This window comes from Pleurocapsa sp. PCC 7319, from assembly GCF_000332195.1.
Lineage (GTDB): Bacteria > Cyanobacteriota > Cyanobacteriia > Cyanobacteriales > Xenococcaceae > Waterburya.
Genome location: NZ_KB235919.1, coordinates 367614 through 384147, shown reverse-complemented (window position 1 = coordinate 384147; position 16534 = coordinate 367614). Strand labels below are relative to the sequence as shown.

Annotated in this window: 14 protein-coding genes; 7 read left to right on the top strand and 7 right to left on the bottom strand. The window is 38.9% G+C overall.

The features are described from left to right. The first annotated feature begins 218 nt into the window (after positions 1-218). Complete coding sequence (locus tag PLEUR7319_RS37730; RefSeq protein WP_019503736.1) at positions 219-1331, top strand: DUF3102 domain-containing protein; 1113 nt, start codon at positions 219-221, stop codon at positions 1329-1331. A gap of 126 nt (positions 1332-1457) precedes the next feature. On the opposite strand, the gene PLEUR7319_RS0103035 is transcribed toward PLEUR7319_RS37730, so the two are convergent. Together PLEUR7319_RS0103035 and PLEUR7319_RS0103030 are read right to left on the bottom strand one after the other, a co-directional pair. Further along, on the bottom strand, positions 1458-2732 hold the full coding sequence (locus PLEUR7319_RS0103035; protein ID WP_019503735.1) for a hypothetical protein: 1275 nt from the start codon (positions 2730-2732) through the stop codon (positions 1458-1460). Between the two features lie 72 nt (positions 2733-2804). Beyond that, positions 2805-3113 (bottom strand): hypothetical protein, encoded by a 309-nt coding sequence (locus PLEUR7319_RS0103030; RefSeq protein WP_019503734.1) that lies wholly within the window; start codon positions 3111-3113, stop codon positions 2805-2807. Between the two features lie 720 nt (positions 3114-3833). Here PLEUR7319_RS0103030 and PLEUR7319_RS0103025 point away from each other — a divergent pair. The 3 genes from PLEUR7319_RS0103025 (at position 3834) to PLEUR7319_RS0103015 (ending at position 7549) form a co-directional block, all read left to right on the top strand. Next, entirely contained in the window at positions 3834-4526 is a 693-nt protein-coding gene (locus PLEUR7319_RS0103025; protein WP_019503733.1) for a response regulator transcription factor, read from the top strand. Then, entirely contained in the window at positions 4477-5835 is a 1359-nt protein-coding gene (locus PLEUR7319_RS34030) for a cell wall metabolism sensor histidine kinase WalK (protein WP_051044368.1), read from the top strand. Before PLEUR7319_RS0103025 ends, PLEUR7319_RS34030 begins: the two co-directional genes overlap by 50 nt. Before the next feature lie 391 nt (positions 5836-6226). After that, complete coding sequence (locus PLEUR7319_RS0103015; protein WP_237743499.1) at positions 6227-7549, top strand: cell wall metabolism sensor histidine kinase WalK; 1323 nt, start codon at positions 6227-6229, stop codon at positions 7547-7549. Positions 7550-7694: 145 nt separating this feature from the next. Here PLEUR7319_RS0103015 and PLEUR7319_RS42460 read toward each other — a convergent pair whose 3' ends face one another. Beyond that, the gene (locus tag PLEUR7319_RS42460; RefSeq protein ID WP_019503730.1) at positions 7695-10769 is read right to left on the bottom strand and encodes a hypothetical protein; all 3075 of its coding nucleotides are present in this window, start codon (positions 10767-10769) and stop codon (positions 7695-7697) included. Positions 10770-11160: 391 nt separating this feature from the next. Between PLEUR7319_RS42460 and PLEUR7319_RS0103005 the strand changes: the two genes are divergently transcribed. The 3 genes from PLEUR7319_RS0103005 to PLEUR7319_RS0102995 all read left to right on the top strand — a co-directional run bounded on the left by PLEUR7319_RS0103005 (position 11161) and on the right by PLEUR7319_RS0102995 (position 12505). After that, a complete protein-coding gene (locus PLEUR7319_RS0103005; protein ID WP_019503729.1) occupies positions 11161-11343 on the top strand; it encodes a CsbD family protein in 183 nt (60 codons plus the stop codon). 100 nt (positions 11344-11443) lie between these two features. Continuing rightward, complete coding sequence (locus tag PLEUR7319_RS0103000; protein ID WP_026102271.1) at positions 11444-11881, top strand: hypothetical protein; 438 nt, start codon at positions 11444-11446, stop codon at positions 11879-11881. 108 nt (positions 11882-11989) lie between these two features. Further along, complete coding sequence (locus PLEUR7319_RS0102995; protein ID WP_019503727.1) at positions 11990-12505, top strand: hypothetical protein; 516 nt, start codon at positions 11990-11992, stop codon at positions 12503-12505. Positions 12506-12843: 338 nt separating this feature from the next. Here PLEUR7319_RS0102995 and PLEUR7319_RS0102990 read toward each other — a convergent pair whose 3' ends face one another. The 4 genes from PLEUR7319_RS0102990 to PLEUR7319_RS0102975 all read right to left on the bottom strand — a co-directional run bounded on the left by PLEUR7319_RS0102990 (position 12844) and on the right by PLEUR7319_RS0102975 (position 16390). After that, positions 12844-14493, bottom strand: a complete 1650-nt coding sequence (locus tag PLEUR7319_RS0102990; RefSeq protein ID WP_019503726.1) for an alpha-amylase family glycosyl hydrolase — start codon at positions 14491-14493, stop codon at positions 12844-12846. Positions 14494-14852: 359 nt separating this feature from the next. After that, the gene (locus PLEUR7319_RS0102985; protein ID WP_019503725.1) at positions 14853-15788 is read right to left on the bottom strand and encodes a mechanosensitive ion channel family protein; all 936 of its coding nucleotides are present in this window, start codon (positions 15786-15788) and stop codon (positions 14853-14855) included. An 84-nt stretch (positions 15789-15872) separates the two neighbouring features. Further along, positions 15873-16031, bottom strand: coding sequence for a YqaE/Pmp3 family membrane protein (locus PLEUR7319_RS39115; RefSeq protein WP_019503724.1), 159 nt, complete (start codon positions 16029-16031; stop codon positions 15873-15875). Positions 16032-16090: 59 nt separating this feature from the next. Continuing rightward, positions 16091-16390 (bottom strand): hypothetical protein, encoded by a 300-nt coding sequence (locus tag PLEUR7319_RS0102975; protein ID WP_019503723.1) that lies wholly within the window; start codon positions 16388-16390, stop codon positions 16091-16093. Between the last annotated feature and the right edge of the window lie 144 nt (positions 16391-16534).

The window sequence follows — 16534 nt, the reverse complement described above, 5'->3', positions numbered from 1 at the left end:
CTGAGCCAGTATCAGTAACAGATATATTAGCAATATGCTCATAGTTGATCCTATAACTTTTTGCTTTTTGGATCACAAAAATAAAACTATGGGCATTGATTAGATTCCCATAATTAACCATAAAAGATGTTAAGCAGTTATGCTGATAGATGTCTAGCAATCCAATACGTATTTTTGCTTACATAGTTACATTGGTTTCGATAGCATAATCAAGTTTTATGTCTTCCAATTTATCGATCAAAGTCTTATCTCATGAAAGTTTCGATTATTCCAACTTGGATCCTGAAACCTTGAGTTTTGTACAGCTGCAAACTGGAGAAATCCGTTCGCTGATGAAGCGAACAGCTCAGGATATTATTGAGATCGGTCAAAGGTTAATCAAAGTTAAAAAGTGCTTGGGTCATGGGCAATACAGAAAGTGGATTGAGGCTGAATTTAATTGGGGTAAATCAACAGCAAATTCTTTTGAAAATGTCGCCAAACAGTTTTCTGATGTCCAAAATTTGGACACCTTTGCACCTTCGGCACTTTACGAGCTAGCAGCTCCTTCAACCCCTGAGGCTGCTAGAAAAGAGGCAATTATTTTAGCTAAAGCTGGCAAAAAAATAAGTTACACAGTTTCTAAACAGATTAAGCAAAAGCATCAAAATAAGTTGGCTAAGTTAAAATCAGAGTCTACTGAACAGCCTTTATCATCTGGGAAATCTCAGTTGGTTATAACAGATAGAAAAGAAAGCACCAAAGATTCTCATGTGCTACCTACTAATGTAGTAGATTCACATATCTTGTCGCAACGACTTAATCAGCAGAAAGTTCTTGAAGTTTATTCTCCCTTATCTGAGAAACCTACAAGAACTACTACTCAAAAAACTGTAAATCTATCCTTATCTACTGATTCCAAATCGCTGCAATATGAGAAGTGGTGGCGATTAGGTAATCATAAGCTTTACTATGGAGAACCTAATTCACAGCAGTTTCAAAATCAATTACCTCAGAAAATTGCTTTGGCTGTTGCTTTTCCACCTAACCATAATTGGCATTGGGGAAAAATCGAGCGAAAAATAAATTCTTCTCTAACTCTTTCTAGTAGTTATAAAGATATTGATTTAAGGCTATTACGAGAATTATTACGTAATGCTTTAGAACTTTATACTGAAAGTAAAGAAATAGTATTTATGGCTTTTGTTCCCGATCCTGCATTTCTTCTACTAGCAGAGAGTCTTGACTGCCAATGCTTTCTCGCAGAATCAGATCTCGAACGTTGTGAAGCTGTAATTCAAGCTTGGAAACAAACTGGTGGAGATGTAGAAACTATGGCTTTAGCTAAGTAAAAAAGCGATTCGTTAATGAATCGCCTACGCTATTCTATCAAGTTAACTTTAAAACGTTGCCGATCTAAATTATTAATCTACTAGTAACCACTTGAGAGAAAGCAATTGAAGAAAGATGGAACAAAATTAATCATCCATTTCCTTGAGAGTAGCAACAGTGGAAGCAGACATTTGACTGAGATATCTAAAGATCCAGTACTTGACAATAGTATCCATCACCACCGGCACCGTCGCAATAAACAGGGAAATAGCACTATGATTAGCGGCAACACCTAAGTGATTAGCCATACTCTCCAAGAGAACTTCCCAACCATGAGGAGAGTGGAAACCGACAAACATATCGGTAAACAGAATAATGGCAAAGGCTTTGGCACTATCACTCAAACCGTAGATAATATTGTCCACAAAGGACTTGAGAGTCTCAATATCTCGGCGCCGAATTAAGAGCACCAGGGCAAAGGCAAATAGACCGACAAAATCAGCGAAGACATTACTAATGGAATTGATATTTTTACGATGGTAAGTAGTAGCAATTTCATTAGCTTCCTCTTGAACTTTCTCTTCGAGAACTTCAGGAGCAATAGGAGGAACACCTTTGAACATATGCTCCATCTTTAGCTCTTCTTCATAGGCATTAAGCTCCATGAGTGCTTCTTCGCGCCATTCGGAATTTAACTCATCGAGAGAAACCGGAGTGTCACCACGATACTCCTGGACGATAGGTGCAATCACAAAATGCTTGGAGACTTGCTGAGTCAAAATCGGGATCACAATCAGTAAGGCTAATAGCCGCACTGCGACTTTAGTCATGGCACGAGAACGGCGAAACTCATTGACCACCTCTTGCTCAGACTTGGGATTGAAGTCATTTTTAATCTTGTCAAAAGTTTTACCAACCGAGCCAGTGTTTAAAAAGTTATTAACCGGGTTAGAAACATTACGAGGCTGCTGAGTGCGGGCTCGGGGTGGAGAGATGGGGGTAGTGCTGGAGGGGACATCGACTACCTGATTAGTAGATAAGGAGGAGCCAGATGTCGGAGGCTCAGAGAGGGGAACCAAGGCAGCAGGAGAGCCAGATTGATTATAGTTAGCTAAAATCCCTTCAGCAAAAATCAGTTTCTCGAGATGATTGGAACCGAGTTTGCCCGAGGCGGAACTGCTAGAGTTGAATTGGTCCACTCCAGCTTGCAAAATCTCCAGATTTTCTAGGACCTCAGCCTGTAAGCGGTCATTTTGTAGAGATTCAATGGGGACACGATAGCCACTGAAATAGTGGTTTTCAATCGTCTTAATTTTAGAAGCAGCCTCATAAGCAGTCTTGAGAGATTGCTCAGGGTTGCCAAAAAATTGGTCTTTGAGTTGGCTCAAAGGAGATTTACGTTGGAAAAAGCCAGATGACATTATGTTGGTAAAAGTTAGATTAAATTACAATTAAAGGGAAAAAATCGCTATTAAAAACAAGCTGGTTATGCTTCAGGCAGCGAGATAACTATCGGCCACAATATGATTTTTATTATTTTGAGTAGTAGTGGAAGAGGTAGTGGTAACGACAGAGAGAAAATTACCATTAAACAGTTTTTGACGAGCAGCCTTGGAGCGTCTACGGCGCTGAACAGAATTAACAGAGGGTAAACAGTTAGCGGTGACTTGAGAGTTAATAATGGCACCAGCAACAACATGACGACCGTTAGCAATTTGAGTCATGATTGAGCGATGGCGGTAATGGGGAATAGAGTGAGAATGGTTTTGGGAGTTAGTGAGTTGAGATAAAGAAGAAGTCATAACCAAAAAATTATTCCTCTAGACTAGATAGCAATAGGGATAGACGCAGTGGAAATTAATTTCCGTCTTTAGAATAAACCGATCAAAGTAACGAACTCGGAACAAAAAAGTAACAAACTGGTAAAAATGTCAGGCAGATAATCTTAAAGACAGGTAACTGGTTGAAATTGAATATAAAATGGCAAAACTGAAATTGAGGATTTGGGGAAAAATTTCGCTATCAGATTTTATAGATTATTTTGCCTACTTACTTAAAATATAAAAACTGTCTCCTCAGGAAGGTTAAAAACGATAATCATGAGAGAAAGAAGGCAAAAAATAACTAATAATTGATGAAATTAATGATAGTTAATTATAGTTATCGAGTTTTTTACAATTAAATCATAATCTAAAACTGCTCTCGTACTTGGCTTGACGAGATGTTTTCCATCAATGACTGATATAGTTTAAGTTTCAGCGTAAAGGGAAAGTCGTCTCGTTGGTTCAATTTAATCGTCTTGTGAATAAGGCGATGAATGAGATTGCAGCTTTCTGACTTAAAATGAGCAGTTGGAATCAGAGCCTCTCCAAAAATTGTTGTTATAGAGTGAGCTGCTGAGAACAGGCCAAAGATTACCGTAAAGTAAACAAGCGACTATTTGAGAAGCAAGTAGCAGACATAACACCAATTGAAGATCAGTTTGTCCCTCGTAGTGTAGTTAAGAAAAAAAGAGATAAATCATGAAACTGTTGTTAGTCGAAGACGATCGCGAAATAAGTGAATTACTCAGCGAAGTATTGAGTGACGAACAATATCTAGTCGATGTCGCCAGCGACGGCGAAGAAGGAAGAGATTTTGTCGAATCGTGTGATTACGACTTAGTATTGCTCGATGTGATGTTACCGAAACTAAATGGTGTGGAGCTGTGTCGGCAATTGAGAGCCAAAAAATATCAAATGCCGGTGATGATGTTAACCGCCAAAGATGCCACCGAAGATCAAATCGACGGTCTCGATGCCGGAGCCGATGACTATGTCGTCAAACCCTATAAATTAGGCGAATTACTCGCCAGAATCAGAGCCTTATTAAGGCGGAAAACCATCTCTGTATCGCCAATATTACAGTGGGGAGACTTGTGCCTCGATTCCAATACCTGTAAAGTGTCATATGGGGGTAAAGGATTAAAACTAACTCCTAAAGAATACGGTTTATTAGAGCTGTTTCTGCGCAACGGTGGTAATTTATTGAGTCGGAGCAAGATCTTAGATAATCTCTGGTCATTTGAGGAGCCACCGGATGAAAATACAGTTAAGGCTCACATGAGACGTTTGAGAAAGAAACTGTCGAAAGCTGGAGCTGCGGATGATTTTATTGAAACCGTTTATGGATTGGGTTACCGTCTCAAACAAAATCTCCAACCAGGATTTTCCTGAAATACGCCGACGCCTAATGCTGGGTTACTTGGCAGTCATGGCGGCCATATTTGGCGTGTCGGCAACATCATTGTATCTATTCTTTGCCAGAAGTCTCGAGCAACAGTTAAACCAAGAACTGATCACCTTAGCTCATGCGGCAGCGCCGAGTCTGGACATAGTCAAAGAAGAAGGAAAACAAGATTTAGACCGAGAACTAGCGTGGCAAGAACTGTTTTCGCGCAAGAAACAGAGTTTAGAATGGTTTGAAGTCGATGGCAAGACGTTGAATCGAGTGGGGGATTTTTTTCCTCAAGCACCGTTTTACAAAAAGCTGTTAACCTCGCCATCGAGTAGAAATTCACTCTTATTCCAAGACGAAGATAATATCAGGAGTGTGACGATCGCGGTCTATGCCGATGAAGCCCAAGGTAGTGTCTTAAAGCTGAAAGGTTATATCAGGGCAAGTGAATCGACCAGAGAGCTAAAAGCGACCTTAAATCAACTGCAATTAGGGTTGTGGTTAGGAGGAGTGACCGGAATCATGCTGATTGGGCTCAGTAGTGTGTATCTGACTCATCAAGCGTTCAAACCGACCCTACAGAGCTTTCAGCAGCTGAAGCGGTTTGCCGCCGATGCCTCTCACGAATTAGGCAATCCACTGACCAAGATTAGCTTTGCCACAGAAATACTGTTGAATTATCCCGAACAGATAGCCAGCTCAGGAGGAAAAAAGAAATTAGAAATCATCAATCGGGCGACAGAGCAAATGAAATATCTGTTAGATGATTTGTTATTTTTAGCCCGCACCGATGCCAATACCAGTCTGAGCTACAGCGAAAAAGCCGAAATTAGAATCGATCAACTATTGCCGCAGCTAGTAGAGCCATTGATGGCAGTAGCATCGAGTAAAGAAATAGAGCTTAAATGTGAACTCGATTGTCGGTTGCTAGTCAAAGGAGATGCATCACAACTAAATAGATTGTTTTCCAACCTGTTAGGCAATGCGATTAAGTATACCGAAAGAGGGGGAGAAGTAAATCTGTCGTTGGCCAAATCGAAGCAGAATGCAGTTATCGCGATTCAGGATACAGGAATCGGCATCGCGCGGGAAAATTTAAGCTATGTGTTTCAAAGGTTTTGGCGAGATGAAAGAGTCAGGAAACAAAAGACAGAAGGTTCAGGATTAGGATTGGCGATCGCCAAAACGATTGTCAAAAAACATCAAGGAAAAATCACCGTCGAGAGTGAGCTGGGGCTGGGGACGTGCTTTAAGGTGTACTTACCCTTAGTCAAAGAGAAAGAAAGGAAAGAAAGAGTCAGTAGCTAAGAAAAAAAACCAGAGCCAGTCAAGACCATTGGTAGTCAAGGTATAGCAATACGGACTTACATGAGGACACTGATTACTGATTACTGATTACTGATTACTGATTACTGATTACTGATTACTGATTACTGATTACTGATTACTGATTACTGATTACTGATTACTGATTACTGATTACTGATTACTGATTACTGATTACTGACGAGCAATTAAATAAACTTGTCCTAATACAACTTGGTACGGCTGTAATATACAGCTCAAGCCTGCCCAAAGTGTGACCCTAATCGAGATTTAGTTCCGAGTTTGTAACTATGTTTCATCTATGGTGGTAAGAATAAATAAAAAGATGTGATATCTGTTTAAAACGTGAGCATTCAGTAGCTGAATCTTGATTATGTCATTAATAACTATTTCCGTACAACTTCTCAGGAGAGGTTTTCCACTACCACCAAGGCGTTTAATCATAATTTATTTGACCGTAGCCATCTCAATCATTAGTATATCTGAAATATTCTTATATTTTTTTATTATTCGTAATCTCGATCAAGAATCAAATCAAGAGCTACTGAGTTTAGTGGAAATAGCGGCACCAAGTTTAGGGATCGTCAAGACAGAAGGACTAGAAAATATCGAGAAACAATTATCGTGGCGAGAGCTGTTCGCCGAACATAAACAGAGTTTAGAGTGGTTTGACAGTCAGGGTCGGTTGTTGGCTAGAGAAGGACAGAACTTTTTGGAAGCCCCGTTAAAGACAACTATCAGTGAGCAGGTCAAATCAGAGGACTTTCCCTTATTTAAACGCCAGGGTCAGGTGCGCACAGTAACGATTGCCATGTATGGAGATAGTCAACAGAATCAGACAGTAGTGTTAGAGGGGTATATTCGGGCGAGTGAATCGACCGAGGAAATGGACCAAATCCGTAATAATTTGCAGCTAGGATTGGCTTTGGGAGGTAGTTTAGCTCTAATACTCATTAGTATGAGCAGCATCTATTTGACGCAACAAGCTATTATGCCGGTCAAACAAGGTTTTCGCAAGTTAAAGCAGATGACGACAGACGTATCACATCAACTGAGAACCCCCTTAACCAGAATCAGCATGGCGACGGAAATATTGTTGACCCACACTGACAAAATACAACCCTCAGATACGAGAAAACTGAAAATAATCAATGATGCGGTCGAACAACTCAGAAGTTTAATCGAAGATTTATTATTTTTAATCAGATTAGACTTAACGGCAAATTTAGAAGAGTTGCAATTTTCGGATGTGTCGTTGAATCTGCTGCTGCAAAATTTGAGAGGGAAGTATCAAATCACAGCAGCCAAAAAGTCAATTGATTTTCAAGTCAGAATTGAGCAGAAACTAACAGTCAAGGGCAATAGCAACAAATTAACGAAAGTATTGAACAATCTTTTAGAGAATGCCTTTGAGTATACCGAAGCGGGAGGAAAGGTAGTGGTATTAGGGAAATTACGAGGGGAGGAGGTCATCATCTCCATTAGAGACACCGGAATGGGGATCAGCCCCGAAGAGTTACCTCATATCTATCAATATTTTTGGCGAGGGGAAGCAGCCAAGCTGAAGGTAGCAGAGGGTTCGGGATTAGGGTTGACCATTGCCCGAGCCGTGATTGAGCAACATGGAGGTCAACTCGAAGTTACAAGTCAGTTGGGAAAAGGTAGTTATGTGTTAGTTTGTTTACCATCTGTCTGACTGGAATAATTAACCTGAGTTCGACAAGAAAAATTGAAGCAAAAAAGGAGCTAATACTAAAATCCATTAAAATCAGAAAAAAGACGTAGCAATGAGTAACTACGTCCAGGAAAATTGATACTTTTGGTTTTTAACCGTATCTTACTTAGCCTACAACTCCCAAAGCGCCAGCGGCAGCAGAGGCGATCGCCGAAATTAAAGCAGTAAAGAATAACCACCAGGAAGCAGTAGCAGCCGCTTTCCGAGTTTCTTCGACCTGCATAGCAGCTTGTTTCTTAGCCGATTCTAAACGCATAGCAGCTTCGGTTTGAATACGTTCAGCACGTTGTAGAGCACGATCTCGTGTTCTCTCTACCTGACTAATAATTCGGTCAGCATCAGCTTGGGAAATATCATCACGAGAACTCATCACAGCAACTAGGGTATTGCGGTCGACACTGGAAAAGCGATCTTTTAGAGCTTCAAATCCAGCTTGGGGATCATCAAATAAAATATTGATATCTCGCTTGATGCCTTCATAAGCCAATTCAGGACGATCTAAGCTATTAAGATAAGCTTTAATTTTTGCCAAGATTCGGTCAAGTGTAGATTTGATTTTATCTTGCACAATTTGTAGCTGTGCTAAGACATTATCTCTTACTTCTAAAACCTGATCTACCACTTGATTAACATCTCCCTCTGAGATATCTCCTCGCTGGGTTAATAGTGCGACTAAAGTATCACGATCAAATTTTGCCAATCTGTCTTTAAGACTTTCGGCACCAGCACGAGGATCATTTAACAGTAATTCCATATCTCGTTTGATACCAGAGGGATTCAATTCACTCTTATCAGTAGAACGGAGATAATCGGCGATCGCACTTTGGAAATCTTGGATTTTTTCTTGAGTACGAATGGCTGCACGACGAGGTGCTTTAGCAATACTACGAAGAGTAGACTGTACATCATCAATTACACGATTTACGTCGTCTTGGCTTAAGTCTCGACGTTGTGCGAGTAATTGAACCAAGGTATCACGATCCATTGCTGCTAATCGCTGACGAATAGCTTTAGAGCCGAGTTTGGGGTTATCTAGCAAAAGTGTTAAATCTCGCTCAATACCTCTGGGATTAAGTTCAGGCTTCCCAGTGCGACGGAGATAACTAGTGATCGCCGAAGTTGCTTGATCATACTGTTCTTGTGCTTTACCAGCTAATCTCTGGGGTGCATTGGTAACTCGCATCCAGATCCCTTCCACAGTATCTAATGTATCTTCGATCTGTTCTTCAGTTAAATCTTGACGCTGGGATAACAGTTGAACTAAGGTATCGCGATCAAAACGCTCTAATCTTGCTCTCAGCGCTGAACTTCCTGCTTGAGGATCTCTGAGTAACAGTTCCAATTCTCGCTTGATCCCGTTGGGATTTAGTTCTCCCTTACCTGTATCTCGAAGGTAAGATTGCACCTTTAACCATTGTCTTTCAGCAACTGCTTTAGCCTGACCAACATTTTGGCGGTTATCTTCGAGAACTTGATTCCGAGCTATCTCTAATTCCCCAGTAATTGCCGAAGCTTCAATTGCATCCATGTCGCTACGCAACTGTAGCATTCTTTCTAAAGTTGGACGATCTAATACTGCTAGACGAGTACTTAACTCTTCATAACTAGCATCAAAATCCTCTAATATAGGCTTGAACTCAATTTGAATTTTGTCAGGAGTCAGGTTTTCTTTAGGAGTAGTAGTCAAATAATTTTCTACTTCTACCATTAACTCAATATTTTTTTCTCTAGAATGAGCTGCTTCAGCTGTAGTTAATACTTCTAAACGAATAGCTTCTAAAATATTGGCGGTACTGCGAATCTGATATTGAGATAACATACCCTTTTGTTTCAGCAGCTCCACAAAATCAGAACGGTTAATTTGTCGAAGATCGCTAGCCACCGCTTGAGGATCGGCAGCAGGGTCGTAGATTAGGTCACGAAATTCTCGATCTAAATTAGATTGTTTAAGTTGCCAAGGATAGGCATTAGCCAAATAATTTCTAATGTCTTTCTTAACAGTAGTTTCAGGACTATTTTTCAATCCAACTTGTGATGCCACCTTATCGGTTTGCTCGCCTATTTGTCCTCCCACTTGCTGTAGCTGATCGAGTATTTTATCAACGTCAAAATCAGATAAGTCGGTGCGACCCATAACTATATTGGCTAGACTACTGGCACCAAAGGAGGTAGCAGCTTTAATCATGGGGTTAGTAGTTTGGGAACGTCGACCTTTTGCCATCTCCCCAACTAGTGAATCCAACTTACCACCAAAATCTGTGCCTGTAAGCTGTTCTTTAGTAGCCGTTTTGAGGTAGCCAGCGAAGTTTTCTAGAGGATTGCCTGATGGTGATAACTTGTTAGTGGTCTTATTCCAAACAGACTCTAGCTTAGTAGCAATACGTTCTGCATCTTTCTTTGATAAGTCAGAGCGATCGCTAACTAATTGAACAAAGGTCTGACGATCAACATTACGAATACTATCGCTATCGATAATTTCCTGTAAATTTTCATCATCTAGTAATTGCTCAAAATCTTGAGCAATTCTGTCTAAATCGATTCCGGCAGGTTTAACAGACTGTAGGAAATCTTCTACATTCTCGCGCATGGATACAGGATCGATTGCCATACCCAGCTCTCTTTTTACTGCTGCTGCTGCTGCCTCAGCTGTATTAATAACTTGTTTACTGGCTGCACCGGCACCCAAAGCAGCTGTCGCCGTACCAAAAATTGCTTGCATACCGGAGGTAGCTGTATTGGCTACTGAACCCAATAATGAACCTATTGCTCTAGAGCTAAATAGCATCATTAAAGCAAAAAAAGCTGCCCAAATAACTAAGCCCACAATTGCTCCTGAAAGAGGAGCAACAAATAAGCCCAGTTTTACTGCCAAAAGGCTAGCAATAAATAAAGCTAAGGTGACACTAATAAGAGTCCCTAAACCTACTGCCATTCCTACTTTCTTGATAGTGCTACCCAATCCTCCCGAGTTATCGTCATTTTGAGAAGAATTGGAGCTACCGCCAGCTAGAGAAATACCTGCAGCAACACCTAAATTAGTAAATAGTAATTGAAAAGCAAAAGCTAGCACCACACCTGCTAACAATGCGGCAAAAAATTGAGGTCCATTAAACATAAAAGAAGCATCTTGTATAGCTTCTAAATCTTGCTCAGTCTCGACCAATATTTGTGCAAATAGCATTACTTCGTTATAGAACACGATTATTTTTCCTTTTAATAGTCAATCTTCACGAACAAAAACAAACAGAATGAATTTTCAATAATTTCAGCCTAGATAATACATTGATTTCCATAGGTTAGTTCATCCAACTTTATAAGTCATCTTTCTTGAGATAGGTAATGTTGAGTGACAAACTTAAAAATCATCGGTGTCACTACGCAAAAGTTATAAATTGCAATTATTCCTATAAATTAGAAGTTAGAATTTTAAGAATATTAAAAATTTAAGTAGCTCTTTAACAAGCTTTTGGAAAACTATTAGTAATTATCTCTTTTGATAGATTGAATACAAGTCTAGTTTTTATTATTGTATTTAGTAACAACAAATACTAAAAATCAAGGAGTAAATTCTTATGAGTACTGAAGATAGAGTAAAAGCTACAGCTAAAAATATTGAAGGTAAAGCTCAAGAAGCAATGGGTAAAGTCACTGGCGATAAAGCAGATCAAGCTGAAGGTAAAGCTAAGCAGGCTGAAGCATCTGCTCAACACGCTGTTGAAGATACTAAAGATGCAGTAAAAGATGCAGTTGACTAATAAATAGTTATATCTGTTCCTGTAGAGAAGGAAAAATTTTTCTTTCTCTCTTTTTTACTATTAAATTATTGCATCATTGATGTTCTTTGGAGTTGTATTTATGGAAATTAATTTTAGTAAAGTCCGCCGTTTTATTGTGACTTCGCTATTAGTTTTAATAGTTGCTACCACTACCGTTGCTTGTTCTTCAGGCACCACTGCTACTCTCCCTAATCCCACTACAGATAGAACTGAAACTTATTCTCAGTTAGAGAGAGGCAACAGTTTAGCTGGTCAAAAATTTGGCGATTGGGTAGTTAGCACTAGCCACGGATTAATCAGCGATTCCTACGTACGGGATAATAACAAACTGGGTGTAGTCATTTCAGAGCAAGTGAAGCCAACAGAAGTTAAGACTTTAGCTAAAGCCTTAACTATGGGTTTTCATCAAAATTTCCCTGACCAGGATCTAACGATTTTGATGTATGCACCAGATAAGGAAAGAATCTTGACTGCTAAATACGATGTGCAGTCTAACAATATTGAGTACCAAGGGTAAAGGTAATACTGATTACTGATTAGCGCGAAGTTGCGTTGGGCGGGTTCCCCGACTTGAGCAAACTTCGTAAGAACTGATTACTGATTACTGATTTCAGGAGCAAAAAATATGTCCAGTAGTGACAGATATAAAAGACAAATAATGAATGACCTTGCAGGTGGTAATGTTGAATCTCTTGACGGAGAGCCTGTAAATACTGAAAATTACGATAATTTTGATGATTTTGCTCAACGTAGTAGTAGAGAAGAAAGACATGGTTTATTCCGTCAAGCTTTTCATCATGATAATGTTCCCCCGCAGCAGATGGAACCTGAATTAAAAAATGCGATCGCCCAGATCAAACCTAATGAGCGAGATGATGTAGCCAGAGAATTTTTTAAACACCTAAAAGAAAGAGGGTTAAGTGAAAAAGACCTAGAAAGACAGCTAGGCTTGTCTACTCATCATGCCCGTCGCATGAACGCAGATGATGTTGGTAAGTTAGCTAGCTTTGCCTATCATTCCCATCCTGATATTTTCCAAGAGGTAATGGCAGATCAACCAGCATTACTTAAGTTCCTTAGTAATCCTTTGGTCGGTGCAGCCCTAGGTGTGGTAGCAGCAAAATGGTTACGCAAACGCTGAAGTTAACAGTGTGAGCTACCCATCCCCGACCTGTTGCCGAGGTCGGAGAATTCCGCCCCAAACCCCATTTTATTAAATACTAGTTAAAAAAGGACTTTGTAATAATATAACAAACGTCCTTTTTTAGTGCGTACTGCCAGGGATTTGCGACTTGTCGTATATCTAGGTAAGTGCAACGCAGGAATACCTAGTCGCGAGTCTAGGGAAGCCCACACTGTAATCTTTGATTCAGTGTTAGGAGAACGTCACATATTTATCCTTTTATCAGAGGTTATTACTTTCGAGAAAATAGGTAAGGAATGGAAACGGCTTAATCGCTCGCCCTATTCCCTTATTTATTATTTAACAAATACCTGCGCTTCATATTCAGGTAAATCAATTAAAATTTGACTTTCTCCTGCTTCAACATCATAGTTACCAGTCCATTCATGCCAAGTACCATCGGCAGGAAAATTAGGAACAGCGTAACCAGCTAAATATTGGTCAGAAAAGTTAGCCACAACTACTACACGAGAACCTTCGTCATTCCAGCGAGTATAAGCAATTACTTTGGATTCTGGATCTTCATGGAAGAATTCGATGTTTTCTGTATACAGAGCGTGATTTTCTTTGCGTAAGTTAATTAAACCTTTGTAATGCGCAAATAGATGTTTGTTATTTTCTCCTGCTAATAAAGTCCAATCAATTTTGCTGGCTTCTTGATCTAGAGGTTGATAGTCGCCAAACTCTTCGCCCATCCATACCATGGGAATACCGACCGCGGTCATCAATAAAACCACAGCTAGTTTTGCTCGTTTAAAAGCTGCTTCATCGACAATATTGCGGTTGCCCAACTCTACCATTACTCTCTCATGATCGTGATTGGTAATGTAGTTGACTACATTAGTTGTACCCATATAGCCTTGACGTTTGCAGTCAATGACGTTTTTAAGTTCTTCTGGTTCATAGCGATCGCCACAAATGTGTTCGATGACAGTATGGTAAAAGCTGTAGTGCCAGCAGCCATCCATTGGACCTTCTAAGTTGGTAATTGCTGGATCTTCAGGAATATGCTCAGCAATGTTGATAAAAGGCTTCATCCCTGCATTTTCTTTAGCTTTATCAACAACCCAGTGCATAAAGTCATAGTTATCAATTTGTCTGGCTGCATCATAGCGAATACCATCGATATGATACTCTTTAGTCCAAAAATCTACGGTGTCTCCAACATATTTCCAAGCAGGTTTAACATCTAAATTTTCATCATATTTTTCGTAGTTAAATTCGGGACCCCAGCTATTATCTGGATCGGTAGGAGAATGGTGAAACCAATAATCGTGATCGATTTGTGTTAAAGGACATTCAGTATTGGAATGGTTATAAATTCCGTCCATTAATACACGAATACCTTTACCATGACATTCATCAATTAGATGTTTCAATTCATAGGTAGTACCGTAGTTAGACTCAGCAGCAAAGAAATGTTGTGGACTATAACCCCAACTATAAGTACCAGCATTTTCTTTAACTGGCATCAATTCAATTGCGTTGATTCCTAAGTCCAATAAATAGTCTAACTTCTCAATTACGTGCTGGTATTTACCCCGTTTTTTAGAATCATCTTCAGCACCCGAAAAGTCGCCAATATGCAGTTCGTAAATAACTAGTTCATGGTCTGCAGGTAAGGGAACGTCGTCATGTTGCCAGACATAAGTATCAACAATCTTTACACCATCTTTAATCGTAATAGTACCGTTTTGACTTTCTGGTGCAATATTTACCGCATAGGGATCTACTACCTCGACCCATTCATTTTTTTCCAAAAACCAACTTAAAGAACGAACGCGAAACTTATACTCGTATTCTCCATCTTCTAGCTCAATTTTAGTTCTAAAATGACCATCATCACCCTTTTCCATAACTACAGGCTGCCAATCAGAAAAAGAACCAATAACTGCGGCTTCTTGATTATACGGAGCGAATAATTTAAATTCTATCAAATTAGCCATATTAAAACTTCCTTGAAAAATAGTTAAAAATATTTAGGTTATGGATGAAAGTATATTCAGCAAAACAATTTAAAAACATCTATCAAGAGATTGAGTCGAAGTTTTAATTGTCAAGAAAATTCAATATTTATATCAAATCCTTATTAATAAAAAAGTACTTTAGGAATCGGATTTAGTATTATATATTGCATTTATACGAACAACTAAAATGTCGGAGGCAACCGACAACCTCCAACATCACGCCCTCAATTTTATATCTTCATTAATGTTTTCTATGTTATATAAAAATATTGCTATATAACCCAAATTTCTGATTGATTCTCTCAAATCTCTATTTTCATCAGTCAAAACCCTTCTAGCTAACTACTAGACTTGGTAGAACTTGTATAGGAGCGATCGCTGCTTTTACTACTTGCATTTTTATTAGTATTATCAGGCATAAAATCGTTGTACTTATCTTGGTTATAAAAATAAAGCGTGCGAATAGGATAAGGAATCCCAATATTAGCTGCATCTAATGCTTCTTTTATTGCCATAATGGCCCTAGATTGTACCTGTCTCACCTGTGGTTGTCTGGGATGAGTCCAATAACGAACAATAAAATCGATTGAACTGTCACCAAACCCAACTAAGTCTATCTCTGGAGCTTTGTTTTCTAAAACTCCTTCAACACCTTCAATAGTTTTTTGTAAAATATGTTTAGCTTCGGGTAAAGAAGCATTGTAGTCTACACCAACTGCTAAATCGGTACGACGTTGATCGAAAGCCGTTCTTACTCTAACAGCACTGGTAAATACTTCTGAATTAGGTATTAAAATTCTTTCACCATCATAAGTACGAAGTTTAGTAGCACGAATATCGATCTTATCTACCGTACCTTCATAATCACCAACAACTATTTGATCGTCAATTTGAAATGGTTGCTGAATTAAAATTAGAATTCCCGATAAGAAGTTTTTGAAAATATCTTGAAAAGCGAAACCAACAGCGACAGAACCTAGTCCCAAAGTGGCAATAATATCTCCTAAACGTAACCCGGGAAAAGCCACCACACAAGCCAATACAACTCCTACTATCCACGTGGTAATATAAGCAGTTTTACATAGTAATAACCGCAATGATTTACTACCTAAAGTTTGTTTGCCTATTTTGTCGGCAATTCTTCTAGTAAACTGAGCCGCATAGCGAGTCAGCATAATAATAACCAAAGCGGCAATTAGATCTGGCAAAACTTTGATTGCATTACCCAGTAAATCTTGTAAGCTGTTGACAACAGTATCTATAGTTTGGCTCATTCAGTTAAAAGCGAATTTTATCTTTGATTATTTAAATGTCAAGGGATAATAAGTGACAGGATAAAATGTCAGTTATCCTAAGTTTTACTCTTTAGCAATTATCCATATTGCGTGAACTATACCAGGAATATATCCTAATAAGGTAAGTAAGATATTAATTGCTAATTGGGCGCTAAACCCTGTCTGTAAAAATACACCTAGGGGAGGCAAGAATATAGCACAAATAATTCTGACAATGTCCATTTTTCTAGTTAGTTTTCTGGTAATTTTACTTAACGTACAAGTTTTGCTATTAAAACTTGCTATTGAAACTTAGTTAAAGCACTTTCCCAAGCACTATTAAGCTCTGTCCAAGCTTTTTCAAAACCTTTTTGCATTTCTGTCCAAGCTTCTTCAGTACTTTGCTGTAATTCTTGAAATTTAGATTGGGCAGCATCTCTTTTAGTATAAAGTTCTGCCAATTTGTCCTGATACTCTATTTTTGCATCAGCTTTTACTTGCTCGCTCTTGGCTTTGAGTTCATCTATCTGAGCATTTAATTTATCAAGCTGCGCTTTAACTTTTTCTTGATACGCTTGTTTGGTATCAGCTTGATTTGTCATCGCAAATTGACCTCGAATTTTTTTATTTGACTAAGATACTTACTTATCCAAAATATCAAGGTTGTCTTGAGCAAGAATCATTCCTAAGTAAGAAATAAAAAACTTATCAACTTAATCTACATCTATCTGAAGATAGACAAATTC